The organism is Nostoc sp., assembly GCF_036916975.1.
Lineage (GTDB): Bacteria > Cyanobacteriota > Cyanobacteriia > Cyanobacteriales > Nostocaceae > Nostoc.
Window position 1 is genome coordinate 25,302 of record NZ_JBALFF010000075.1, and the last position, 24,188, is coordinate 49,489.

Here is a 24,188-nt window from a genome sequence, read left to right on the forward strand (position 1 = left end):
TTCAAAATAAATAAAATTTAGTTAAAACTTTCTTGTTCACTCCCTCCCCCCCTTATGCACCCAAATAGGTCAAGCGTATTTTTCGAGTTTAGTTAAACTAGCAACCGTAGCAGCTAATTCCTCTAAGTCTATCGGCTTGCAACGGTATATATCATAACCTGCTAATAAGGCACGATTTCGGTCTTCGTCGAAAGCAGATGCCGTCATAGCAATAGCTGGAATGTTTCTCCCTCGCTTTGCTTCCAATTTTCTGATCTTTGTGAGCAGTGAGTAGCCGTTCTCATCTGGTAAATAAATGTCACTAATCAGGATGTCTGGTTTAAAAAATGACATTATTTCTAAAGCATCACTTGCCGAAGCAGCTGTAATAATCTCTGCTCCATCTATTTCAAATAGAAAGGTAAGCAAGGTTCTCGTATCAGCGTCGTCATCTACTACGAGCAATCGCAGACCTTTAAAAGACATCGACTGATTAGACATTATTCTCACCGCCGTGTAGCTAGAAGACTTTGAGTAGCCAATGCAATGCATCAAATCGCATATATTCTTAAATGCCATTTGATGCCTACTTTACTAAATCTTAATGGAACTAACTGGCAAGCGTCTGTCCGGTTTCAGACATAGTAGGTTAAAATTATTCACTAGCGATGTCTACGACGGGCTATTCGGCGTCGCGCCTTGGCTGATTCCCCAGCAACCGAGCAAATTCGTTTTGGATGACTCGATAACACTCGCAAGAAGTTGCTTCTAAATCCTTTCGATTCAGGATGTTAATTTGACCACGCTGATAGCGAATCATTCCGGCTCGGCTGAGGGTGCTAGCCGCTACTGTCACACCGGAACGCCGTACACCCAGCATCTGGGCAATAAATTCTTGCGTGAGCGGAAATTCTTCTGATTCCAAACGGTCAGATACTGTCAGAAGCCAACGAGCTAGCCGTTCTTCTAGTGTATGAAGACGGTTACAGGCACATGATTGTGTAAGTTCGGTATATATACCTCGTACATAGCGCAGCAGCAGGTTTTGAATAGCTCCGCCCCGTTTGAATTCGGTTCTCAAAACATCTGCATCTATCTGCATTCCAGCGCCCGCAACTTGAACAAACGCTTTTGTGGTTGTTGTCTTGCCTCCTAAAATTACTGGGATACCCACCATGCCTTCATTACTGACTATCCCAACTTCCACCGTCGAGCCATCTTTCATACTAGTGACTATAGAAATCACTGCGTGTTGGGGAAAATAAATCTGTGTGATGGGTTCTCCTGGTTCGTAAATGACTTGCCGAGTAGGAAGCGAAACTAACTTCAGGTGCGGGACAAGGCGCTCATAATCACTGGTTGGCAAAGCCGCTAGTAACTTATTTACTTGCGGCTTAAGAATGTTTTCGCTCACTGAATATTAAAAGAGAAATTTGATCGTAATATTTTAAATTAAGTTACTTTTGTGAGTCTGTTCGGTTTCGCACACATAATATTATGTCCGCTTCATTAGACCTCTTGCATAAATCAAAAATAAAGAACCTCACCCCGCATTTGCTGACGCAAACGCTCCCCTCCCCTTACCATGGGGAGGGGTTGGGGATGGGGTTCTTTTATTATGGGTAATTTGGCGGACATGATATATCAAAAAAATTTTTTGGCTCGCTTACTGGGCAAAAAGCCCAGTAAGCGAGCAAATTCCTTTTGGATGAGTTGATAACACTCGCAGGAAGTTGCTTCTAAATCCTCTCGGTTCAGGATGCTAATATGACCACGTTGGTAGCTAATCATTCCAGCGCGGCTGAGGGTGCTAGCCGCTACTGTCACGCCGGAACGACGTACACCTAGCATTTGGGAGATAAATTCTTGCGTGAGCAGAAAATCTTCTGATTCTAAACGGTCAGAAACTGTCAGTAGCCAGCGAGCCAGCCGTTCTTCCAGTGTATGGAGACGGTTACAGGCAGATCCTTGCGCCATTTCAGAGTATACAGCTTGTACATAGCGCAGCAGCACGGTTTGAATAGCTCCGCTCCGATTGAATTCGGCTCTGAGTACATCTGCATTGATTTGCATAGCCGCGCCCGCAATCTGCACAAACGCTGTTGTGGTTGTGGTGTTGTCTCCTAAAATTACCGGGATACCCACCATGCCTTCATTGCTCACTAAACCAGCTTCCACAGTCGAACCATCTTGCATAGTAGTGACTATAGAAACCACTGCTTTATCAGGAAAATATACCTGTGCGATCGGTTCGCCTGCTTGGTAAAGGATTTGCCCAACTGGGAGCGGAACTAGCTTTAAATGGGGGACAACACGTTCATAATCACTGGCTGGCAAAGCTGCCAGCAGCTTATTTGGTGGTTGCTGAAAAAGGCTTTTATCTAATGACATTAGAAGTCACTCTCCTTAAGGTAGGTGACTCTAGAAAAGCCAACTCAAGGCACAAGGAAAGGATTTAAGGTTCTGCTCCTAATGTCGAAAGGTGTATTCTCTAAAGGAACACAGGGAAAATCTAAAGAATATTAAATTAACAGACTTATGAGAGTCTGTACGGTTTCGTACATAGCAGTTTGAAAAAAAATTATTTTCGCCCTTTATTGGGCAAAGCTTAATAAACGGACATATTCATCTTCTATAATCTGATAACATTCGCACGAGGTTTGTTTTAAAGCCTCTCGATTCAAGATGTTAATCTGACCACGGTGGTAGGTGATGATTCTGGCTTCGCTGAGGATGTTAGCTGCTTCGGTGACACCAGCGCGACGTACACCCAGCATCTGTGAGATAAATTCTTGTGTGAGTGGAAATTGTTCTGATTCTAAACGGTCAGAAACTGTTAATAGCCACCGAGCCAGCCGCCTTTCTAGCTTATGAAGACGGTTGCAGGCAGATCCTTGGGCAATTTGAGTGTACATACCTTGCACGTAGCGCAGCAACACGCTCTGAAGGGCTGTACCCCGATTGAACTCGCTTCTGAGTATATCCGCATCCATCTGCATAGCGCTGTCTGGAATCTGCACTAATGCTGTTGTGCTTGTGATGTTGTCTCCTAAAATTACTGAGACACCCACCATGCCTTCATTGCTCACTAAACCAGCTTCTACAGTCGAGCCATCTTGCATAGTGGTGATTATAGAAACCACTGCTTTATTAGGAAAATACACCTGTGCGATCGCTTCTCGTGCTTCGTAAAGTATTTGCCGACTTGAAAGCGAAACTAGCTTTAGGTGCGGGACAAGACGCTCATAATCACTGGGTGGCAAAGCAGCCAGCAGATTATTTGCTGGCTGCTCAAGGGCATTTTTATTTAATGACATTGGGATTCTCCTAAATGTAGCCGTCTCTAGAAAAGGCAACTCGCAGCATAAGGAGAAAAATCAATAATTTGAATCCTATATGTCAAAAGGTGTATTCCCTAAAAAAGTTGTAATAAAAGATTAGATTTCTATATTTATTTCTAATATAACATAATTAAATGAGAGATTTTCAATAGCAAATAAATTCTGATGTAAATACAAAAAGTTTGTATAGCCCGATAAATCATCTATCTAAAGGTTGAGAGCAAAATAATAGAAATTGCATAGCAAAATAGCCGATTTCAGAATTCATTCTGAGTCTAATAGCGAAAGTTGTCTTAAGACGACTGAGAAAATGTTATAGTCCGTTTTAACGAGCCTTCTGATAGACATTCCCATCCGGGAGAGCATCGCAATGAGTGCTTAAATCTTTTCCCTCACCCCCAGCCCCTCTCCCAAATATGGGAGAGGGGAGACATAATTCTAGTTTCTAGTTCCCCGAATGCCAAATGATAGGATTCGGGGTTAGGGAATGAGGGCTATCAAGGTGTTTTGCACCTGACGGGATGCTCCCCCATCCGGTGCATAGGAACGAATTACGAATTACGAATTACGAATTACGAATTACGACTTTCCCAAAGTGAGCCGCACTTTTGAGATAATGATAAGCTTCTCGTGCTTCAATGAAGGGGAAAACTTGATCAATAATCGGTTTAATTTGATGTTGTTGCATCGCCTGATTCATCGCCTCAAACATTTCCCGACTGCCAACATAAATGCCCTGAACTGTTAAACTTTTAAAGAGTATTGGCATAGGATCAATTTCATTTCCTCTACCTGATAATACGCCAATCAAATTAATACGTCCTCCAATACGGACTGCTTGTAGTGATTTTGGCAAAGTGCCTGCACCGCCTACTTCTACTACATGATCTACACCCGTGCGATTAGTCAATTGGTAAACTTGTTTTTCCCAATCTGGTGTTGTTTTGTAGTTGATTGTTTCGTCAGCACCAAGCTGTTTAGCTCGTGCCAATTTTTCGTCACTGCTGGAAGTAATAATCGCTCTAGCACCATGTATCTTGGCGAACTGGAGAGCAAAAATCGAAACTCCTCCAGTACCGAGTAATAAAACACTATCACCTGCGCGAATATTGCCTTTTGTGACTAGTCCATGCCAAGGTGTAACTGCTGCACAAGTTAAGGTTGCGCCTTCAATGTAGGAGAGGTGGTCAGGTAATATTACTAAACCATCTTGGTGTAATACGACATACTCAGCCAGCATTCCATTGATGCCACCTCCGAGATCGGATTTCATTTTCTCTTTGGTTAAAGAGCCATAAATCCAGTCTTGGAAGAAAATACCAGCGACGCGATCGCCTATTTTAATTCGTGTCACACCTTCGCCTACCGCCACGACTTCCCCCGCACCGTCAGACAGGGGAATTAAGGGATATTTCTGTCCAGAACCGTAAGAACCTTCAATGACAAGCAAATCGCGGTAATTTAGGGATGTTGCTTTTACTTGAATGAGAACTTGTCCCACAGTTGGTTTTGGTTCAGGGCGATCGACTAATGCGAGGGCATCAATCCCAGCGTTGCTTTGAATTTCGTAAGCTTTCATTGGCGGAATCCTTTTGCCAAAATAATAGTGTAGAGAAATTTTGTGCTGCTTTTCTATAGCAAAATAATTACTGGTAAGTAGGTAGGCGTAATTAAATATAAGATAAAACCTCACCCTCAATCCCTCTCCGATATTTTGGAGAGGGAAGCCGGAGGCAGGGTGAGGTTTTATATTTAATTTGATAGACTTACTTAGAAATTCTGTATGAAGATGCGCTAAATCATATTTAAGTAGAAGAAGGAAGTAAGAAAAACGAACCGCAAAGGAGAGGCAGCGCGTTGCGGGGGTTCCCCCCGTTGTAGCGACTGCCGTCGCAAAGGACACGAAGAAAGAAAGAAAGAAGTTAAAAGGGTTTGGTGCAGCCTCACAAAGAACTGACTTTTCACGTATCTGGAAAACCTCACTTCTATTTCTCTCTCCTCAAAGGAAGAGAGACTTTGAATTTTCCCCCTTCCCGCGACGAGTTGGGGGTTAGGGGGTTAGGTCAATCGTTGGCTTTTTCACATAACCTGAATTGTCAGCACAAAGAAATGCTATTAGGAGGGAAAAATTTATAATTAAAAAGCAGTAGTTTAATTTCATATTAAACTACTGCTGTTTATTGTAATAGATAAATAATGACTACTCTGAGTTGATAGTCATTATCGCTTTATGAGCTTGGTTGTTGATCGGGAAACATACACTTGTCAGAATCACAACCACTAGGGCCAGCCTCTGCCATTTCGCCTAAATCGTAGCGGCTTAAGACTGCACAGAAATCATCTGTTTTACGCCGTGCTTTTACTTCTTGATTTAAGCGATCGTAGGTTGGTTTATCTATCGGTTCAAATGGCAAACGGGGGAATGATTGCAAATCGTCAAAACGAGCTAAAAGAGCGGCTGAAATATATCCCTCATCATTTTGGATAGTTTCGTAGATGCGCTGTGCTAAAGGTTCGATTTCATCAGATCGAAGTTCTAAAGTTGCTGATGTGTTGTGAGTCACATACCAACGTTGAACCTGGAGGACAAAATCAAATTGGGCTAAGGCTGAAAACTTAGAAACATCAATTTTATCAGCCCCTAGTAAATCAGCCCAAGATACAGAAACAGGAATTTCTACTAACCACTCACTCACCCGTGAATCAAAGGGATCGTTGAGCAAATTACCCTGTTCATCTTTATCTGATTGAGAGGGAATGACGTTGTAACCGTAGTCAATACAAGCTAAGGCTACTGGGTCATTTTTACCGAAGGTGATACGGCGAATAAATCTTTGCGCTTTCGGGGGATGCCATCCTGAACTAGCATTAGTTAATAATGCCTTTGTGCCACTTGGTTGGACTGTGGTACAACGATTTGGACGCTTGAAATTGTGGCGATCGCAATAATCCCAAACTACCCGATGTACAATATCTTTCCAGAAACTTAGATATTTTTCTTCCTGACGCTTAAAAGCTAATCCTTGTGCAGTTGCCGGTCTTCCTTGTTCCCACCAGCGCAGCCAATCAACACCAAAAGCATGGACAAAGAAATCAAATAAACCTGTAAAAGAAACTCCCACAATCGGGTCTAATTCACGGCTGTATTGATAGCGTGGTTCCAGGAATTTGTGATTTAAAAGTGCTGCTACAGATAGCGCCCCAGCAGTGAAAGCTTCCTCCTGTTCTTTGTAGTTATGTGGGTCAATTTGATTAAGGTGAACCTCTGACAAATTGCAATGAAAATTACTACCGATGATTTCCTTTCTTTGTTACCCTAGAGGCTTTTTATCCCCTAGTTCTACTGCTTGATTATTTGCAGTAGCTCCGCGTACATTTTGCAGATGTGACTTCTGATAATAAAAGTGTTTTTCACATCCGCCCCCGCACTCTTGGAGAGATTATATTCTAGACAACAATTTTGGATGTAATCTAGTTTCACTCTCTACGCTGTACGGTGTTAAAGACTTTTTAGTTCCTTTAATTACCACGGGATTAGCATCTCAGCTTTCCCCGTTTTTGCGAGGTTTTTAACGTGAGGCAAAATCACTTACCACACGGATTTAGCCCATAACGAGCCAAACGATGTTCTAGCTCATTAGCATCAAGCTGAGGATAGCGTTCCTGTAACCATTGTTTTGCTGTTCCTTCTTCATAAGCTTGCAAAAAATTAACTTTTAAAGCTTGTGTTGGCAGCAAATCAATGTTTGATCGCGCCACGGCTTCTCCAGCCCATTGAATTGCTCCCTCGCCACTATAATATTGTTTGCCGACAGCATCAAGACATTCTTCTAAAGTTGGCTTGCGGTGAAAAACTCTGGTATGGTTTGCCATCCTGAGTGCATCACGCTCTGGATCGATTCGCCAGTTGCCACTTTCATCTTGCTGCCATAAATTATCTTTGGCGGAGGCTGCTAGGCGATCGCCAGAATCAAACTGACGCATCCCCGCACTTCTTCGGATGTTTCCTGCAACAATTGTTACAGCACCTTGATCGATTAACAGACAGCATTCAACTGAATTTAATTGTCGTCCTAAAGCTTTATTCAGGATGGAAGCACAACGCTGATAAAGTCCAGGCAATTTAACAGGATTAGCAACTCCTCCAAAGCCGTTGAGAGTTTCTCCTGCTTTTCGGACATCGCTGATATCAACTAATACTTCAACTTCTGCTGAAAATTGTTTATTAGTGGAGAGTTCTAAGAGGGCTTGATATGATTCAACCCAACCTTCACGGCTATCTCCAACGTGAATAGTGACGTTGTTGCCTTCTATATGAGTTTCAGTATATTCACGCCGTTTTTGCACAGGAGTGCTGCCAATTTCGCCTTGTACAGTGACATTCAGTTGATTACGGATGGCGGGTAACTGGTTAATAAATTGTGGTTCTAGGACGGCTCCAGTACCACAGCCCATCATTGCCAAATCCATCATTAATCCGAACGCGCTCCAGTCTTGGAGATTGGTAGAGGTGCAATTATAAGCCCCAGAAAAATTCTTTGGCCTGGTTATCCAGTCTGTACCACCTACCCATAGCCAGCGCCCACTGGGCATAGCTTTCAAGTTGCGCTGCATCTTATCGAGTATGACAGCTTCTTCTGGAGTGAGCTTTCCTAACTCGACTAAGCCGAGTAGAGTGCGATCGCATACTTCATCCCATGTTTCCCTTAGTCCGGCCTTTGTGCGGCGGCTATAGGTTCTAAAAAATACGGGATTGGCAGCCGGTGCAGTTTCGGGAAACTTTGCACTCTGGCGTTTTCTTTCGAGTTCTCGAACCATATACTAAGTGTCTTGCGTTCTTGTTGCGTGCGGACAGATTATGACTATACGCCAAGTGGTTTGAGTATTAAAGATTGTCAAATTGTCCACTTTACGCTACCTATAGGCTATATTATTTGTAATATAAATTAATGATGTATAATGTCCTTCACCCTTGGGTAGCATCTCAAACTCAAGTTTTAATTAGCACATACAAATTTATAAAGGGAAAGTTGTTTATCCCTTAACTTTTCATGGATTGTAGTATTATTTCCGACTAATCAAGAATTCAGGAAGTTGAAAAAATGCTATTCTGCCTATATTACTTGTGTCATCTCTAGCAAAAGAATTAGAATAACGTTGAGCTTTCAATTTCTAAAGTTTGAGCTATGTTTGCATTAGTCTCGCTTGAGAAAATTCAGCTACCTGTGGGAGCAGTTGTGCGTTTGCCTGCAACGTGGCAAGATTATCAGAGTTTGTGTCAGCAACGAGGTGGCAATTCAATTCCCCGCATAAAATACCAAGATGGAGAAGTCTTACTCATGTCTCCTCTTCCCAAACATGGACGTGATGCCCATTTAATCGCAAATATCATTACAGTTCTGCTGGATTATGTTGGACGTGAGTATGATGCTTTTACTCCTGTGACAATGGAATTACCAGAAAAGAGGGGAATCGAACCAGACTATTGTTTTTACATTGACCATTGGGAAGCCGTATCTGGTAAGGAGCGAATTGACTGGAGTGTTGATCCTCCTCCTGATTTGGTGCTGGAAATTGATGTAACGAGTTATTCTGATGTGAATGATTACCTCCCTTATCAAGTTCCAGAAGTCTGGCTATACCGCAAAAAACAACTGTGTATTTATCAGTTACAAGGTACAGAATATCTTGCTCAAACTCAAAGCCAATATTTCCCAGATATAAACCTCCAGGATATAGTTGCTAGGTGCTTTGAAGTTGCCTACGATCGCAATACCAGTGCCGCAATTCGTGAACTCAAACAGCGCTTAGTTTGAAGAAGGGGAGCAGGGAGCTATTAGTAATTGAAAATCACTGGTGCTGAAACTACACCCTTTGCCTCTAACGCAGCTGCAACCCGTAAAATTAAAGCTTCATTATATGGCGCTGCTATCAATTGCACACCCAAAGGTAAAGCATTTGGGCGCTGAATTGGTACTGATAAAACTGGTAAACCAATAAAAGATAATGGTTGAGTAAATAATCCCAAATGAGGACGGACAAGAATTTCTTCACCATCCAAAATCATGGTTTGTTGACCGATTAGCGGTGCAGAAATTGGTGTAGTTGGGGCAAGAATTACATCCACATTTTGAAACACTTCCCGAACGCGATCGCGGTACCATTTCCGAAAGCGTTGGGCTTGCAGATACCAGCTACTAGGAATTAACGCCCCTGCTAAAAAGCGATCGCGTGTTGCTGAATCAAAATCTTGAGGATGCGATCGCAATTTATCTAAATGCAGATTTGCGCCCTCGCTAGCTGTAATCACAAACGCCGCAGCCCGGGCGCGGTTTGCTTCTGGGATGGTTACATATTCAGTGACTTCTATTGCATCAGCTACCTTTTGGACTGCTGCTAAAGCTTCCGGTTCTGCGCCTTTGGTAAAATAATCAGATGCAATAGCAATTCTTATACCAGAAATATCTTGTTTGAATTGTGGTAAAACCAAATCAGGCGGACGCTTTGTACAAATTGGATCGCGATCGTCTTCTCCCTGAAGCACATCAAACACCGTAGCAATATCTTGCACCGAACGCGCAAAAGGGCCAATGTGGTCAAAACTGCTAGAAAATAAAGCTACCCCAGCCCGAGATAACCTTCCGTAAGTCGGCTTAAAACCAAAAACGCCACACAACGCCGCTGGAACGCGAATTGAACCATTTGTATCAGAACCCAATGTCAACGGTACCAACCCAGCAGCAACAGCCGCCGCCGAACCACCCGATGAACCACCAGCAACTCGCTGTAAATCATGAGGGTTGTGAGTAGCACCGTAATGGGAGTTTTCCGTCACAAACCCATAAGCGTACTCATCCATATTCAAAGCGCCAACCAGCACAGCACCCGCTTGTTTCAGCTTTGCTACTGCGGTTGCATCTTGGGCGGCTGCTGGGTTCTCTGCATTGATTTTCGATCCCGCCAGAGTCGTTAGCCCTGCGATATCAAAGAGATTTTTCACCGCAAAAGGCACACCAGCAAGCGTTCCCGGATTATTCCCTTGGGCAATTTCCCTGTCAATGCGGGCTGCATCTGTTAAAGCTGTTTCAGCAGTCACAGCCGTAAAACAGTTGAGTTGATGATCTCGCGCTGCGATTCGTGCTAACGCAGCCTTGGTAACTTCCACCGCGCTAACTTTACCTTCACGGATATCAGCAGCTATTGATACAGCATCATTCATGGTTCAAAAACTGGTGCAACTTCAATATCTTCTGGTAGGGGAAAAGAATTTACAAGATTAGCGATCGCATTAATTCTCTCAAAATTTGCCACCACAGCATCACGATACTCATCTCTTAGCTGCAAATTCAATAACAACGCCATTTGATCAACATACTCACCCACATCAAACTCGTCTTTTGGCATCTCTCTTCTTTTGCGTCCTTTGTGAAAATTATATATCTCTTCCTTCTTTCTTCCCTTTGGGTCCAACTCTTAAAGACGCACTCGCGTTTACGGTTCGTTTCTTATCTATATTTTTCACGAATCAAATAGGACTAATATAATTAAATTGTGCCAATTATTAGCAAGATATGTTGCTGATAATTGGCACAATCACTATCTGAATATTTTGTAATATCAAGTCCCCCAAATTACCCATAATAAAAGAACCCCACCCCCAACCCCTCCCCGCCTGCGGGGAGGGGAGACAAAGCATAGCTTTGGCGGGGTGGGGTTCTTCGGGTTTAATAAGCAATCAAGCGGACATGATATAACTTTAAGCAACGAAACCTGCAAAAAAGTCCAGAGTTTCTTTCAGTGATTTGATGAAAATATCAATTTCCTCGCGGGTATTGTAGAAAGATAGACTTGCTCGTGCGGTTGCAGCAAGACCTAAATAGCGGTGTAATGGTTGAGTGCAGTGGTGTCCAGAACGGATAGCAACGCCTTCTTGATCTAATAATGTAGATAAGTCGTTGGCGTGAACTTCTCCGGCTGTGAACGACGCAAGAGCGGCTCTCCCTTCACCTTTAGCGTTTGGTTTGGGGCCGTAAATTCTAATTTGGGGAATTTGCTCTAATTCTTGGAACAAATAAGCTGTTAATTCTGCTTCGTAGGCGTGGATTTTATCCATACCGATTAGCTTAAGATAATCTATCGCAGCACCAAGTGCGATCGCTTCTCCAATTGCAGGTGTACCAGCTTCAAATTTATGGGGTAATTCTGCATAGGTAGAATGGTCTAAATACACTTCTGCAATCATCTCACCACCACCAAAAAATGGTGGCATTGATTCCAATAATTCTAACTTGCCATACAGAAATCCTATCCCAGTTGGGGCGCACATTTTGTGACCGGAAGCTACCAACCAGTCACAATCTATTTTCTGTACATCGACAGGGAAGTGGGGAACACTTTGACAAGCATCAACTAAGAATTTAGCACCGTAACTGTGAGCGATCGCACCAATTTCTTCTACTGGGTTAATGCAACCCAAAGCATTAGAAATATGCACCACTGACACTAACTTTGTTTTTTCAGAAATCAGTTTTTTAAACTGTTCTAAATCAAAAGTTTCTTCTGGTGTTAATTCTACAAATTTCAGTACTGCACCCGTTTTTTGGGCCACCAATTGCCAAGGAACAATATTACTGTGGTGTTCCATCACCGAGAGAATAATTTCATCTCCCGGTTGCAAATTATTCATTCCCCAGCTATAAGCTACTAGGTTAATCGCCTCACTTGCATTGCGCGTGTAGACGATTTCCTGACGCGATGCAGCATTAATGAATTTGGCAACTTTATCTCTAGCACCTTCATAAGCATCAGTAGCTTTAGCACTCAGAGAATGAGCACCTCTATGCACGTTAGCATTATATTGTTCGTAATAATCCCGCAGGGTATTTAATACGAACAAAGGCTTTTGTGATGTCGCAGCATTATCGAGATAAACCAGGGGTTTATCGTTGACTTTCTGATGCAATATCGGGAAGTCAGCGCGAACTTTATCAGCAAGGGTTTTGGTAGGAGTAAAAGTCATTGGTAGATTAGTTATTAGTCATTTGTCAGAGACTTAAGATTATTGACTGTGTTTAAGAGGATTTGTCGTAGAGAAGGAACTGGTATTTGGTTGATGACTTCAGCAGCGAAGGCGTTAATTAACAACTTCCGAGCATCATTTTCATCAATTCCGCGACTTTGCAGATAGAATATTTCGTCATCTTCCAATTGGCTAACGGTAGCACCGTGGGCGCATTTGACATTATCCGCAGTAATTTCTAATTGGGGTTTGGTATCAACTCTGGCTTTAGGTGATAACAGCAAATTGCGATTCAACTGGGCTGCATTTGTCAACTGGGCTAGTTTGGGTACAAAAACTTTACCATTGAATACCGCATGAGCGCGATCGCCTACAATACATTTATGCAATTGGTCACTTGTACCGTGAGGATAGTTAAGTGCGATCGCACTGTGAGTATCAGCCAACTGCTTACCAGAAATCACCGTCAACCCATTGAGAGTAGTTTCTGTCTGCTCACCAGTTTGCAAAATTTCCAAATTGTGCCGTGACAACTTCGCACCTAAAGTTATAGCATGACTTGTATATCGACTATCACGAGATTGTGCGATCGCAGTTTTCCCAATATGAAAAGCCTCTGCACCTTCTTGCTCAACCCTAGTGTGACTCACCTGAGCATTATCACCAACCCAAACTTCCGTAACCGCGTTAGTTAAATAAACTCCGTCCTCCGCGCTCTCTGCGCCTCTGCGGTTCGTATACTCTTCAACCAACGTCACCTGCGAACCACTTTCGGCCACCACCAAACAACGCGGCTGCGAAATCGTCGCCCTCTCCCCCGCAACCGAAATAAACACCAAATGAATTGGCGTTTCAACTACCACATTCTTCTTCACCCATACCACAGCTGCATCAGTTATCCCAGCCGTATTCAGAGCAGTAAAAACCTCCTGCGCTCCCTCCGCTTGAGCTAAATACTGGCGTACACCCTCCTGCTCAACCGCAGACAAACCAGCCAAATTACTCACCACAATCTCAGATGGTAAATCTGAAACTGCTGATAACTCCGGTGCAAAAACACCATTAACAAATACCAAACGACTATTAGCCGCCTCTGGCAAAATATCAAATTCTAGAGACGCAAAATTTCCCGCCTCTAGATTAAATTCCACCTTTCGCAAAGACGACAAATCAGTAAATCGCCATTCTTCCTCGCGGGTAGTCGGGATAATTGAGTGACGTACCCAATTAGCAGCACTTTGGCGTAATTCCTGCAACCAACCTTCTGTTTTATTTGCAGTTACTTGATTTAACAACCCAACCAGATAATCATCTCTATTTAATAGAGTCGATGTCAAACTGACTAAATTTGAATTAGGTATTGGACTGGGAGAAACTTGAATACTCATTAGATACTCGTCAACTGGTTTACAATGTTAAGTAGTGCTGGAATTAAAAATCCCTATCAGGGATTAAAACTCATGGGATTGAAACATTACACACCCACCTCAGCTGCAAATTCTTCCAGCACCCAGTCATAACCACGAGACTCTAATTCCAGCGCCAATTCCTTACCGCCACTGGTAATAATTCGCCCCTGTGCCATCACATGCACAAAATCAGGCACAATATAATCGAGTAACCGTTGATAGTGAGTAATCAAAATTGTCGAATTTTCTGGAGTTGCCAGTTGATTTACTCCATTCGCCACAATTCGGAGCGCGTCAATATCCAAACCCGAATCAGTCTCATCCAAAATTCCTAACTTTGGTTCTAGCAGCGCCATTTGCAGAATTTCATTCCGCTTCTTCTCCCCACCAGAAAACCCTTCATTCAAACTGCGACTGAGAAAACTGGGATTCATCTTCACCACATCCAGCTTTTCCTCAATCAAATCGTCAAAATCAAAAGCGTCTATTTCCTCCAAACCTTGCGCCTTACGCCGGGAATTGTACGCCACCCGTAAGAAATCCAAATTGCTCACACCGGGAATTTCTAACGGATACTGAAACGCCAAAAACACACCACTTCTGGCGCGTTCCTCCGGTTCCAACTCCAGTAAATTTTGCCCCTGAAAAATCACCTCACCACCAGTCACCTGATATGCTGGATGCCCAGCCAACACCTTAGAAAAAGTACTCTTACCAGAACCATTCGGCCCCATGATCGCATGAATTTCACCCGATCGCACATCAATATTCACACCCTTCAAAATCGGTGTCCCATCAACATTAGCCGCCAGATTCCGTACTGACAGCACAACTTCACTATTTTCAATAATCATCTTCTCTCTTCTCTCTCTGCGCTCTCTGCGCCTCTGCGGTTCGTTATTCTTCCAGATAAACACAGAAACACCGATGTCTCTGTGTTCATCCTTCCTTCCATTTATCCCACACTGCCTTCCAACTTCAAACTCAACAACTTATCAGCTTCCACAGCAAACTCCATCGGTAGCTGATTAAAAACATCCTTACAGAAGCCGCTAATCATCATCGAAATAGCATCTTCCGAAGAAATACCGCGTTGAGCAAAGTAAAATAACTGATCTTCCCCAATCTTAGAAGTAGAAGCTTCATGCTCTACCTTCGCACCGTTATTTTGCACCTGAATATAAGGGAAAGTATTCGCGTGGGCATTATCCCCAATTAGCATCGAGTCGCACTGAGAATAATTTCTCGCCCCAATAGCTGTCGGATTGACTTTCACCAAACCCCGATAGCTATTACTAGAATTACCTGCGGAGATTCCCTTAGAAATAATTGTACTACGAGTATTCTTACCTACGTGAATCATCTTACTACCCGTATCGGCTTGCTGCTGATGATTTGTCAGCGCCACCGAGTAGAACTCACCCACAGAGTTATCACCCACCAACACACAGCTAGGATATTTCCAAGTAATTGCCGAACCTGTTTCTACTTGAGTCCAGGAAATCTTAGAATTTACGCCCTGACATAAACCGCGCTTGGTGACAAAGTTGTAAATACCGCCTTTACCGTTAGCATCGCCAGCGTACCAGTTTTGCACAGTGGAGTATTTAATTTCGGCGTTGTCGAGGGCGACAAGTTCTACAACGGCGGCGTGTAGCTGGTTGCTGTCATACATCGGTGCAGTGCAACCTTCGAGGTAAGAAACATAACTACCTTCTTCAGCGACAATCAAAGTCCGCTCAAATTGTCCCGTATCACCAGAGTTGATGCGGAAGTAGGTAGACAGTTCCATTGGGCATTTTACGCCTTTAGGAATATAGACAAAAGAACCATCGCTAAATACAGCGGCGTTCAAGGCGGCAAAATAATTATCAGCGATGGGAACAACGCTACCCAAATATTTTTTGATTAATTCTGGGTGTTCTTGCAACGCTTCGGAAAACGAACAGAAAATAACGCCGTCTTCCGCTAGCTTTTCTTTAAATGTAGTAGCGACAGAAACGCTATCGAAAATTGCATCGACGGCGACATTTGCCAGTCGCTTCTGTTCAGATAGAGAAATGCCTAACTTCTCAAAGGTTTCTAAAAGGGTTGGATCGACTTCATCCAGACTGTTTAGTTTTTCTTTCTTGCGTTTTGGTGCTGAGTAATAAATGATATCCTGATAATTAATTGGCGGATACTTGACATTAGGCCAAGTTGGTTCCGTCATTTTTTGCCACTGGCGATAAGCTCTCAGGCGAAAGTCCAGCATGAACTGCGGCTCGTTCTTCTTAGAGGAGATCAAGCGGATAACGTCCTCGTCTAGTCCACGCTCAATTGTGTCGGCTTCAATATCTGTAACAAAGCCGTACTTGTAGGGTTGGTTGACTAAGGTTTTGACAGTGGCACTCATCAGTAATAATCTCTCGTGTTCTGAACTCTTTTAGGATGGGAGACGGGCTGCGGCTAACCGATTCCCATTTCCCGTTACGGAATGGTTACACGGCTGCTAGAATAGTGGTGGAGAGTAAAACAACAGCTATGTTGTTTAATCTATCTTCATTTTACGCTAAATTAACAACAACAATGTTGTCAAAGTCAAACAATTTTGGATTTTAGATTTGTAATTTTAGATTGAAAGAAAGCAAAAGGGTACTTGGCTCAAGGGTTTTAGATTGACGATCGCGCAGCCTCTTGTTTACCAGAGGCATAAAGTAAGTGGCATTGGGGCATGTACCAAAAAACTTTTTTAATCCCAAATCCCAAATCCCAAATCCCAAATCGGTACGGTCAAATTTTCAAATAAATTTTTGGGACGTTCGCTGAACGTCTTGCAGCAACTATAAGATGGCGACTACCCACCAGTCCTCAACCAAGCAAGATATCCTAGAATATCTGCACAAACACGAAAAAGCAACGGCTTTAGAGCTAGCTGAACTTTTAGAGGTTACCCCCCAAGCGATTCGTCGCCATCTCAAAGATTTGGAGACGGAGGAGCTAGTTTTGTATGCGACATCAGTGCAGGCTCAGGGAATGGGGCGTCCGCAGCATCTTTATCAGCTGAGTCGTCAGGGACGCGATCGCTTGCATCGAACAATGAGCGATCGCTTTGGTGATGCAAGCGGCAATTTTGCGGTTTCGTTGCTAGACACCTTAGCCGAAACAGTAGGACACGATCAATTTAAATCGATTTTAGAGAAACAGTGGCAACGCAAAGCCCTAGAATACCGCGATCGCGTGGGTAACGGTTCACTGCGAGAACGTGTAGCCAACTTAGTAGAGTTGAGAAAAGCGGAAGGCTTCATGGCGGAGTATCACCCTGTTGATGTGAATGACTGTGTGAAGAGCGATCGCTTTATCTTAATGGAGCATAACTGCGCCATTTCCAACGTTGCCGAGTCTTTCCCCAGCATCTGTGGTCATGAATTAGAAATGTTTGCAGCCGTCTTACCAGATTGTACCGTAGAACGCACCCACTGGATTATTGATGGCGAACATCGTTGTGGCTATTTGGTACAAATTCGTAATTCGTAATTCGTCATTTTCTAATACCGAATCCCCAATCCCCAATCCCCAACTAAGTTTGAGATAGCATTTCATTTATGGATGTACCAACCCAGCAACCATCAACACAATTTTTAACTTTAGAAGAATCAGCAAAAGTTGACGCGGCTTTGTTGTCTTCCCCAGAAAAGTTTTTAACAAGATTGACAATTTCATCACTTAAGCTTTTGAAACATATCGCTCAAGAGTACGCTGTTGCTATTGAAGATTTGACAACACAACAAGTAATTGCCTGGTTTGAAAAAGATGGTAAAATTCGACGTGAACAGGGCATTGAAGGTTCATACCTGAAATGGTAAAGTTTGCATTTCATTGAAAAATAGCCATAAAGAATATCTCGCTTCTAAAAAAGTCTCATTTAAATGAGGGACACAGCATTGCCGTATCCCTACGAATAACTATGTTTATCTGTGATTAATTATTTTTTTCTGTACTTTATACCATTTCTTTGTGAGGCTGCGCCAAACTCTTTTAACTTCTTTCTTTCTTTGTGTCCTTTGCGCCCTTTGCGGTTCGTTCTTCTTTCTTCTACTTAAATAGGTTTAGCGCATCTCAATACTGCGTATGTTTTTATGACTTACGCAAAATGACCAAAAAACGAACCGCAGAGGACGCAGAGAACACAGAGTAATAAGAGTTTGAGAGAATTTTTGCGTAAGTCCTGATTTTGAATCTTCGTAGGTTGTATGTGTGAACCGCTATAAACAAAAAGCACCTTGGAAAAGGTGCTTTTAAAGTTGATAACATTTTGTTTGTCAAACAATTATTTAAGCATTGTAATTGTTAGTCCGAGGACTACGAGCGCCAGTTGCGGCTCCAATCATTGAGGCTATTAAACCTAACAAAGAACCAAACACAAACCACCACAATCCCGAACGTAAATTAGCTGCTGCATCACGAGCTTGTTGGGCGCTGATGTTTGCTTGTGGCACATTAACACCACCTTGCTGTTGTACCTGGTTTATCACTGCCCCAGCGTTAGAAGCAGCAACACCAAAAGCACCAGATACTCCACTTGCTAACAGCCATGAGCTAACGGCTAAAGTCGTTGCCCAAAGAATTGCGCCGTTAAGAAGAGCTGTATTGCGGTTCATCGGGCCACAAGCACGGGCTGTAACCCAACCACCTGTAAATAGGGAAATTAGTAAAGCGATAGTTGACCAAAGCCCCGCATTACCCGCAGCGTTAGGGGCAATTGATCTGGGTGCACCTGAACCTTCAACTGCGCCTGCTGCAAAAGCACCAATGATAGCGCTCAAAATTAATTGAGTAGCTAAAGCAACCAACAAACCAGAAATAATCGGCCCCCAGCGAACAAGATCGTGATATTCTGCTACTCGACCTGCTACCACAGGCTCAGTAGCAATACCTTCATTACCTGTCCGATTTACGTATGACATAGCTTATGTTCTCCAGTGCTGTTTCAGCAAAGCTTATTTCAGGTATATTCATGCTTTATGCTTAAAATTAAATAACTAAATCCTCTGCTTTTATATCTATCAATAGAAAGAGTTAATAGGTATATCTTTAGTGAGAAAAAACAGATTTATTTAACAAAAATCTATGCCTCTTAGTATTTATTAAAATATTCATAAATTTTTATAAAATAAATTTTAAATTTTTAAATTAAAACATAATTAATTATTAAGTTTTATGAAAAGCCAGTTTTAATTGTGTAGACAATTAGACTAAAAAAAAAATTTGTAACGATTGTCAAAAGTAAGGATAATCAAAAATTAACGCATTCTCACAGCAGTACCTGTGGCAGTAATCAGCAAAAGAACTCCTGACTGGTCAAGATTGATTGTGCCAGTATCAATTTCAATCCCAATCACAGCATTTGCTCCTAAACGTTGTGCTCGTTGTTCTAATTCTTCTAATGCCTTGCGTTGACCCTGCTCAAATAGACGCTCATAGCTACCAGTGCGTCCACCAATAATATCTCGAATACCCGCCAAAAAATCCCGCAAAAAATTGCTGCCGTAGACTACTTCTGCTGTCACAACGCCTAAGTAGGACTCAATAACGGGTCCTTGAATTACATCAGTGGTAGTTATAATCATAAATTAGCCTCCGAGATGGTATATAGGTTGATATTTATTATTAAAATCCCCAGCCAAAACTAGTTGGTATTGATATAAGCTTGATAAACATTCTCTCACACTATTTTAGATTGCGATCGCATTTGCGCTTTCACTTGCTGGCTAAAAACCAGCATTTGAAAAACATTTAGCTTGCTAAATTTATCTTACCGTGTCATGTCCAAAAAAGGATATAAACACCTGGATAGAGGGTTACTAAAGGTAGTATCATGTGAGCAATTGGACACAGACTCAACAAATTATTAAATAAAACAACTGAAATTTGCGGGTCGCTTTCTCAAATTGAGCTAAACGCCTGTTGGATTCTGAGTCACACGTATAACTACTGACAAAAAAAGTGTTATTTTGCTAGCTTAGTGATTTATATGTAGGTAACTTCATCTAAACTTGATATCTTACACTTGAGAATTCAGTAAAAACTCTGTGATGTGTGCCGATTGTAAAGGAAAAGTCAATGAATTATTAACATCTTAATCAATACGAAGAAATACAGTTTTCAAAAGTCCATATTTTTGTTTTAATGTACAAGAAAAAAGTCCTCTAAAATTTCAGGAAATTTACTGTGTACAAGCCAACATCAATTGTGCTGAGTGTGGTGTTATTAGGATGTTTTTCCTTGACTATACCTTCTGTGGCTCAGGCTCAGGTATTAGTAGCGCAAGGCAAAAACCCGGAGTTAAAGCAACTATTAGAAGAAGGACGGAGGTTAGTGGATACAGGCGATTATGGTGGTGCGATCGCAGCTTATCAGCGAGCAGCTAGCCTAGATCCCAAAAATGCTAAAATTCATTCAGGTATTGGGTATTTATACGCTCAACAGGGAAATTACCAGGCGGCATTAACATCTTATCGTCGTGCGATCGCCATCAGCCCGAACAATAGTGATTTTTACTACGCCGTGGCTTACATCAAAGCGAATTTGGGCGACACGCCTGGGGCAAAAGAAGGCTACCGTCGGGCGATCCAGCTGAACCGTAACAACGTTAACGCCTATTTAGGATTGGCTGTAACCCAATCTCGGATGGGAGACTATAGTGCTGCTAGCTGGGCATATCAACAAGCAATCGACTTGGATAAGAACAACGCCCAGACTTATGAGTTAATGGGTTCAATGTATAAACAGCGCCGACAAACCAAACAAGCAAACAGCTTGCTTCAGAAAGCCCGCGACTTGTACAAGCGGCGCAATGACTCAGATGGCGTCAACAGAGTAGAAGCCATGCTGCGACAGTTAGGAGGATGAGGTTAATCTAACTGGCGTTTTGTTAATTCGACAAAAATATTTTCCAGATTAGAGGGTTAATCAACAGCAGGCAATAAGCTAACAATTACTCACTTTTTCTAACTTTCTTTGACAACTCACGAATAAACTCACGTAACACGTCAGTCTTACTCTTTTATGTCTGCTGACAATATGTGTTTGTGGAAGGAAGTGTTAAATCACAACCGCACTAATCCTGACGATAAAATTAAATTTCCGTCAGAGATTGATCTGCACAAATGGCTAGTAATATCAATCAAGTTTGCTAATCTTGATAAGCTGCCCTTGCTTTAATTTGCACAACTAGGGCGCTCATGTTGCCCACCCCACAAGAGATTAATTTTTTTGAGGATGCAAATTAAAAGATTTTTAGCTTATTAGGAAGTATCTAAATGCGCTCCTCAATATGCGCTCAGAGCTTAATTTCCCTTGGCGATCATATCTAGAATGACTGCAATTAATGCGTCTGGGTCGATTGGCTTGGCAACGTGCTGCTGAAATCCCGAGGCTAAAGCTTGTTGGCGATTAACTTCTCCAGCATAAGCCGACAGGGCTAAAGCCAAAATTTGCCCACCTTGTTCGGGTGGCATAGCTCGAATTTGTCGAATCAGCATATAGCCATCCATCTCTGGCATTCCAATGTCACTCAACAAAATATCTGGTCGTGATTGCTCTACCGCTTGCAGTGCTTCTATTGCCGATGTCACAATAGAAACCTCTGCTCCTGCCTGCTCAAGGACAAAGCCCAAAAAATCACGGATATCTACATCATCATCAACGATTAGTATCCGTATTCCTGTCAGAGGTGAGGTGTTAAAAGTAAAAAATGAGCAGTCCTCTTCTGCTTTCTGGCTAGAACCTTGTGCTTTCATCAAAGGAAACCTGACATTAAAGATGGCTCCCTGTCCTTCTCCAGGACTGTCTACTTCAACAGTACCGCCATGCAGTTCAACTAGATGACGGACGATCGCCAGCCCTAACCCTAGTCCGCCAAACTTCCTAGTTGTTGTTGCATCTGCCTGACGAAAGGATTCAAACACGTAGGGGAGAAAGTCAGGATTAATACCTTTACCCGTGTCGCTAACAGTAATTTGAGCCTGGCAGTCTCGGCACTCTAAGCGAATTTCGACCCGTCCACCAGCGAAACTAAATTTTACAGCGTTAGTAAGCAAATTCCAAATCACTTGCTGTAACCGAGCAGAATCTCCCAAAATCTGCCCAATATTTGGGTCAAATACTCTCTGAATTTGAATTGACTTCGCTTCTGCTGCTAAACGCACGGTTTCAATAGCCGCTTCAATGGTTGATGCTAAGTTAACAGGAGCCATTTCTAAATTGAGTTTGCCAGACAAAATGCGAGAAATATCTAACAAATCTTCAATTAATTGTGCTTGGAGTTTGGCATTGCGCTCGATTGTTTCCAAAGCAGTAGCCGTTTTTGCGACATTTAATGTCCCATTGCGAAGTAACTTAGACCAACCGAGGATGGGATTGAGGGGCGATCGCAATTCATGTGATAGCACTGCCAAAAACTCATCTTTAATTCGATTCGCTGTCTGAGCTTGTTCACGCGCCGCTTGCTCACGCAATAAAAGCTGTTCGCGTTCAGCTTCTGCTTGCTTTTGCTTTGTGATATCGCGTGAGACGACTAAGAGTTGTGCAATAATTCCTGATGCATTTCGCACCGAAGTAATAATTACATCCCACCACTTCGGCTTACCCTTTGTTGTGGCACAATAACCCTGAAATTGACCGACATTACCTATTTTGGCCGCAGCGATCGCTCCTTTAGCATTTTCTTGGTCTTCGCCTTGCCATAAACTAATCCACTCGGTGTTAAGAAAGGACGCAGGATCATCAATTTCTAAAAGATGCAGCCCGCCTTGATTCAAGTAGAGTACCCGCCCATCTAACGTTAAAACTTTGATACAATCATGACTGCTGTCCAAAATTCGTTGCTTTAACTCTTCACTTTCTCGCAAAGCTGCTTCGGCAAGTTTGGGAGCGCTGATATCCTTGAAAAGGACGGCAACTTGTCGCTGCTGCGGCTGCCCAATGCGGAATGCATAAACGTCGAACCAACGTTCTAGGGCAACAGCGCGATTCTCAAAGCGGATGGGTTCGCCCGTCATGGCGACTTTGCCGTAAATTTCAAACCAATGCTTTTCCAGATTTGGAGCTAGCTCGCGTATCCTTTTGCCTTGTACGTCTTTTAGTCCCGTTTGTTTTTCAAAGGACGGATTGATTTCTAAAAAGCGGTAATCGTTCGGCGTGTCGTTTTCATCAAACAGCATTTCGATCACGCAAAATCCTTCGTCAATGGACTCAAACAGCGTTCGATAGCGTTCTTCAGATTGGCGTAAGGCAGATTCTGCAACTTTTTGCTCACTGATATCTGTGCAAGTGCCATACCAGCGAATAATTTGACTATTTTCATTGAGCATCGCTAAAGCACGGGTGAGATGCCAACGATAGGTTCCATCTGCCTGTCTCAAGCGATGTTCAACCTCGTAGCTGTTGCCCATTTTAACGGCTTGAGTCCACGCCGAGATACTGTGTTCTCGCTCCTCTGGATGGATAAGGTTGTGCCAACCGAACCCCTGGATTTGCTCTAGCGTCAACCCAGTGTAATCAAGGTAGCGGGGGCTGCAATAATCTACCCGACCAATTGTATCAGCCGTCCATACCATTTGGGGAATGGATTCAGCCAGAAAACGAAAGCGTTGCTGACTGGAAGCAAGGCGCACTCGTCCTAACTCTAGATTGGCGGCAACCCTTGCCAGTAATTCCCGTCGGCTGAATGGCTTCACCAAATAATCATCTGCCCCAGACTCCAATCCTTCCACTGCCGATTCTTCTCCAGCCCGGGCAGACAGTAGCAGAATCGGAATTTCACGCGTTCTTAAATCAGCCCGCAACTGCCCCAGCAACTCAATACCATTCATTCCTGGCATCATGACATCGCTGAGGATCAAATCAGGCGGATTGTTATACGCGGCAGCTAGAGCGGTTTCACCATCAATTGCCACGTCCACTTTGTAGTACTCGCTAAGAATCCGTCGCAAATAATTTCGCATATCGGTGTTGTCATCCACCAGCAGAATCCGGGCAGAAGAAGCAAAGGGGCAAAGCGACGCAGAAGAGAATTCTTCCTGCTCAAGAGTTTCTTTCGGGAGCCACCCTAAAGCTTCCTCAACATAAGACATTGCTCCAGAAGCGGTAGAAACACTGTTTTGGCTAGCATTAAGGCAATCTACGGGTAAGTGAGCTTTTCCAGTTGGCAATTGCACAGTAAAGGTACTGCCTTGACCGAAGGTGCTGTCAACGGTGATTGTCCCACCATGCATTTTGACTAATTCTTGCACTAGCGACAGCCCAATGCCCGTACCCTCAAAGGTGCGACCTTTCACACCTTTAACTTGATAAAACCGCTCAAATAAGGGACTTCCAGAGAATAAAATATACAGTTACCAATAATGATAATCATTGTTAGGGGGGTAGGAGAGGCTGCTTACGGCAGCCTCTCCTACC

General features: G+C 43.0%; 17 protein-coding genes and 3 pseudogenes. 4 read left to right on the forward strand and 16 right to left on the reverse strand.

Features of this window, described 5'->3' with window-relative positions; genetic code table 11:
• Positions 1-69: 69 nt before the first annotated feature.
• From V7K73_RS18275 to nrdJ (V7K73_RS18305), 7 genes and pseudogenes are all read right to left on the reverse strand, one after another.
• Positions 70-558: a response regulator gene (locus V7K73_RS18275; RefSeq protein WP_334881984.1), complete on the reverse strand. Its 489-nt coding sequence runs from the start codon at positions 556-558 to the stop codon at positions 70-72.
• Between the two features lie 103 nt (positions 559-661).
• Positions 662-1,393: a Crp/Fnr family transcriptional regulator gene (locus V7K73_RS18280; protein ID WP_334881985.1), complete on the reverse strand. Its 732-nt coding sequence runs from the start codon at positions 1,391-1,393 to the stop codon at positions 662-664.
• Between the two features lie 230 nt (positions 1,394-1,623).
• Positions 1,624-2,370 (reverse strand): Crp/Fnr family transcriptional regulator, encoded by a 747-nt coding sequence (locus tag V7K73_RS18285; protein ID WP_334881986.1) that lies wholly within the window; start codon positions 2,368-2,370, stop codon positions 1,624-1,626.
• A 203-nt stretch (positions 2,371-2,573) separates the two neighbouring features.
• Positions 2,574-3,296, reverse strand: a complete 723-nt coding sequence (locus tag V7K73_RS18290) for a Crp/Fnr family transcriptional regulator (RefSeq protein ID WP_334881987.1) — start codon at positions 3,294-3,296, stop codon at positions 2,574-2,576.
• 589 nt (positions 3,297-3,885) lie between these two features.
• Positions 3,886-4,899 carry a zinc-dependent alcohol dehydrogenase family protein gene (locus V7K73_RS18295; RefSeq protein WP_334881988.1) on the reverse strand — a complete coding sequence of 338 codons (1,014 nt, stop codon included), beginning with the start codon at positions 4,897-4,899 and terminating at the stop codon, positions 3,886-3,888.
• 649 nt (positions 4,900-5,548) lie between these two features.
• Positions 5,549-6,622, reverse strand: a pseudogene (gene nrdJ, locus V7K73_RS18300) (ribonucleoside-triphosphate reductase, adenosylcobalamin-dependent); the annotation flags it as partial.
• A gap of 286 nt (positions 6,623-6,908) precedes the next feature.
• A pseudogene (gene nrdJ / locus V7K73_RS18305) lies at positions 6,909-8,138 on the reverse strand (ribonucleoside-triphosphate reductase, adenosylcobalamin-dependent); the annotation flags it as partial.
• Between the two features lie 368 nt (positions 8,139-8,506).
• On the opposite strand from nrdJ (V7K73_RS18305), the gene V7K73_RS18310 reads away from it, so the two are divergent.
• A complete protein-coding gene (locus V7K73_RS18310; protein WP_334881989.1) occupies positions 8,507-9,136 on the forward strand; it encodes a Uma2 family endonuclease in 630 nt (209 codons plus the stop codon).
• A 20-nt stretch (positions 9,137-9,156) separates the two neighbouring features.
• Here the strand turns inward: V7K73_RS18310 and V7K73_RS18315 are convergent, their stop codons facing one another.
• From V7K73_RS18315 to sufB, 6 genes are all read right to left on the reverse strand, one after another.
• Positions 9,157-10,539, reverse strand: coding sequence for an AtzE family amidohydrolase (locus V7K73_RS18315; protein ID WP_334881990.1), 1,383 nt, complete (start codon positions 10,537-10,539; stop codon positions 9,157-9,159).
• Positions 10,536-10,724 carry a DUF4089 domain-containing protein gene (locus tag V7K73_RS18320; RefSeq protein ID WP_334881991.1) on the reverse strand — a complete coding sequence of 63 codons (189 nt, stop codon included), beginning with the start codon at positions 10,722-10,724 and terminating at the stop codon, positions 10,536-10,538. The genes V7K73_RS18315 and V7K73_RS18320 overlap by 4 nt, the downstream gene beginning before the upstream one ends.
• Positions 10,725-11,076: 352 nt before the next feature.
• Positions 11,077-12,339 carry a cysteine desulfurase gene (locus V7K73_RS18325; protein WP_334881992.1) on the reverse strand — a complete coding sequence of 421 codons (1,263 nt, stop codon included), beginning with the start codon at positions 12,337-12,339 and terminating at the stop codon, positions 11,077-11,079.
• A gap of 14 nt (positions 12,340-12,353) precedes the next feature.
• The gene (sufD, locus tag V7K73_RS18330) at positions 12,354-13,727 is read right to left on the reverse strand and encodes a Fe-S cluster assembly protein SufD (protein WP_334881993.1); all 1,374 of its coding nucleotides are present in this window, start codon (positions 13,725-13,727) and stop codon (positions 12,354-12,356) included.
• Positions 13,728-13,813: 86 nt separating this feature from the next.
• Positions 13,814-14,602 carry a Fe-S cluster assembly ATPase SufC gene (sufC, locus tag V7K73_RS18335; RefSeq protein ID WP_334881994.1) on the reverse strand — a complete coding sequence of 263 codons (789 nt, stop codon included), beginning with the start codon at positions 14,600-14,602 and terminating at the stop codon, positions 13,814-13,816.
• A 101-nt stretch (positions 14,603-14,703) separates the two neighbouring features.
• Positions 14,704-16,143 (reverse strand): Fe-S cluster assembly protein SufB, encoded by a 1,440-nt coding sequence (gene sufB / locus V7K73_RS18340; protein WP_334881995.1) that lies wholly within the window; start codon positions 16,141-16,143, stop codon positions 14,704-14,706.
• A gap of 434 nt (positions 16,144-16,577) precedes the next feature.
• Here sufB and sufR point away from each other — a divergent pair, with 434 nt between their 5' ends.
• Together sufR and V7K73_RS18350 are read left to right on the forward strand one after the other, a co-directional pair.
• Positions 16,578-17,264, forward strand: coding sequence for an iron-sulfur cluster biosynthesis transcriptional regulator SufR (gene sufR / locus V7K73_RS18345; protein ID WP_334881996.1), 687 nt, complete (start codon positions 16,578-16,580; stop codon positions 17,262-17,264).
• 68 nt (positions 17,265-17,332) lie between these two features.
• Positions 17,333-17,593 carry a hypothetical protein gene (locus V7K73_RS18350; RefSeq protein WP_334881997.1) on the forward strand — a complete coding sequence of 87 codons (261 nt, stop codon included), beginning with the start codon at positions 17,333-17,335 and terminating at the stop codon, positions 17,591-17,593.
• Positions 17,594-18,061: 468 nt separating this feature from the next.
• Here the strand turns inward: V7K73_RS18350 and V7K73_RS18355 are convergent, their stop codons facing one another.
• On the reverse strand, positions 18,062-18,694 hold the full coding sequence (locus tag V7K73_RS18355; RefSeq protein WP_334881998.1) for a hypothetical protein: 633 nt from the start codon (positions 18,692-18,694) through the stop codon (positions 18,062-18,064).
• 336 nt (positions 18,695-19,030) lie between these two features.
• Positions 19,031-19,357: a YbjQ family protein gene (locus V7K73_RS18360; protein ID WP_334881999.1), complete on the reverse strand. Its 327-nt coding sequence runs from the start codon at positions 19,355-19,357 to the stop codon at positions 19,031-19,033.
• Positions 19,358-19,958: 601 nt separating this feature from the next.
• Between V7K73_RS18360 and V7K73_RS18365 the strand changes: the two genes are divergently transcribed.
• Positions 19,959-20,639: a tetratricopeptide repeat protein gene (locus V7K73_RS18365; protein WP_334882000.1), complete on the forward strand. Its 681-nt coding sequence runs from the start codon at positions 19,959-19,961 to the stop codon at positions 20,637-20,639.
• A 437-nt stretch (positions 20,640-21,076) separates the two neighbouring features.
• Here V7K73_RS18365 and V7K73_RS18370 read toward each other — a convergent pair.
• Positions 21,077-24,097: pseudogene (locus V7K73_RS18370) on the reverse strand (response regulator); the annotation flags it as partial.
• Positions 24,098-24,188 lie beyond the last annotated feature (91 nt).

Excerpts from the sequence above, each read along its gene's own strand:
- V7K73_RS18320 (WP_334881991.1), bottom strand. The coding sequence starts at position 10,724 with ATGCCAAAAGACGAGTTTGATGTGGGTGAGTATGTTGATCAAATGGCG.
- sufD (WP_334881993.1), bottom strand. The coding sequence starts at position 13,727 with ATGAGTATTCAAGTTTCTCCCAGTCCAATACCTAATTCAAATTTAGTC.
- V7K73_RS18325 (WP_334881992.1), bottom strand. The coding sequence starts at position 12,339 with ATGACTTTTACTCCTACCAAAACCCTTGCTGATAAAGTTCGCGCTGAC.
- V7K73_RS18310 (WP_334881989.1), top strand. The coding sequence starts at position 8,507 with ATGTTTGCATTAGTCTCGCTTGAGAAAATTCAGCTACCTGTGGGAGCA.
- V7K73_RS18290 (WP_334881987.1), bottom strand. The coding sequence starts at position 3,296 with ATGTCATTAAATAAAAATGCCCTTGAGCAGCCAGCAAATAATCTGCTG.
- V7K73_RS18285 (WP_334881986.1), bottom strand. The coding sequence starts at position 2,370 with ATGTCATTAGATAAAAGCCTTTTTCAGCAACCACCAAATAAGCTGCTG.
- V7K73_RS18350 (WP_334881997.1), top strand. The coding sequence starts at position 17,333 with ATGGATGTACCAACCCAGCAACCATCAACACAATTTTTAACTTTAGAA.
- V7K73_RS18275 (WP_334881984.1), bottom strand. The coding sequence starts at position 558 with ATGGCATTTAAGAATATATGCGATTTGATGCATTGCATTGGCTACTCA.
- V7K73_RS18360 (WP_334881999.1), bottom strand. The coding sequence starts at position 19,357 with ATGATTATAACTACCACTGATGTAATTCAAGGACCCGTTATTGAGTCC.
- V7K73_RS18295 (WP_334881988.1), bottom strand. The coding sequence starts at position 4,899 with ATGAAAGCTTACGAAATTCAAAGCAACGCTGGGATTGATGCCCTCGCA.
- V7K73_RS18355 (WP_334881998.1), bottom strand. The coding sequence starts at position 18,694 with ATGTCATACGTAAATCGGACAGGTAATGAAGGTATTGCTACTGAGCCT.
- sufB (WP_334881995.1), bottom strand. The coding sequence starts at position 16,143 with ATGAGTGCCACTGTCAAAACCTTAGTCAACCAACCCTACAAGTACGGC.
- V7K73_RS18315 (WP_334881990.1), bottom strand. The coding sequence starts at position 10,539 with ATGAATGATGCTGTATCAATAGCTGCTGATATCCGTGAAGGTAAAGTT.
- sufC (WP_334881994.1), bottom strand. The coding sequence starts at position 14,602 with ATGATTATTGAAAATAGTGAAGTTGTGCTGTCAGTACGGAATCTGGCG.
- sufR (WP_334881996.1), top strand. The coding sequence starts at position 16,578 with ATGGCGACTACCCACCAGTCCTCAACCAAGCAAGATATCCTAGAATAT.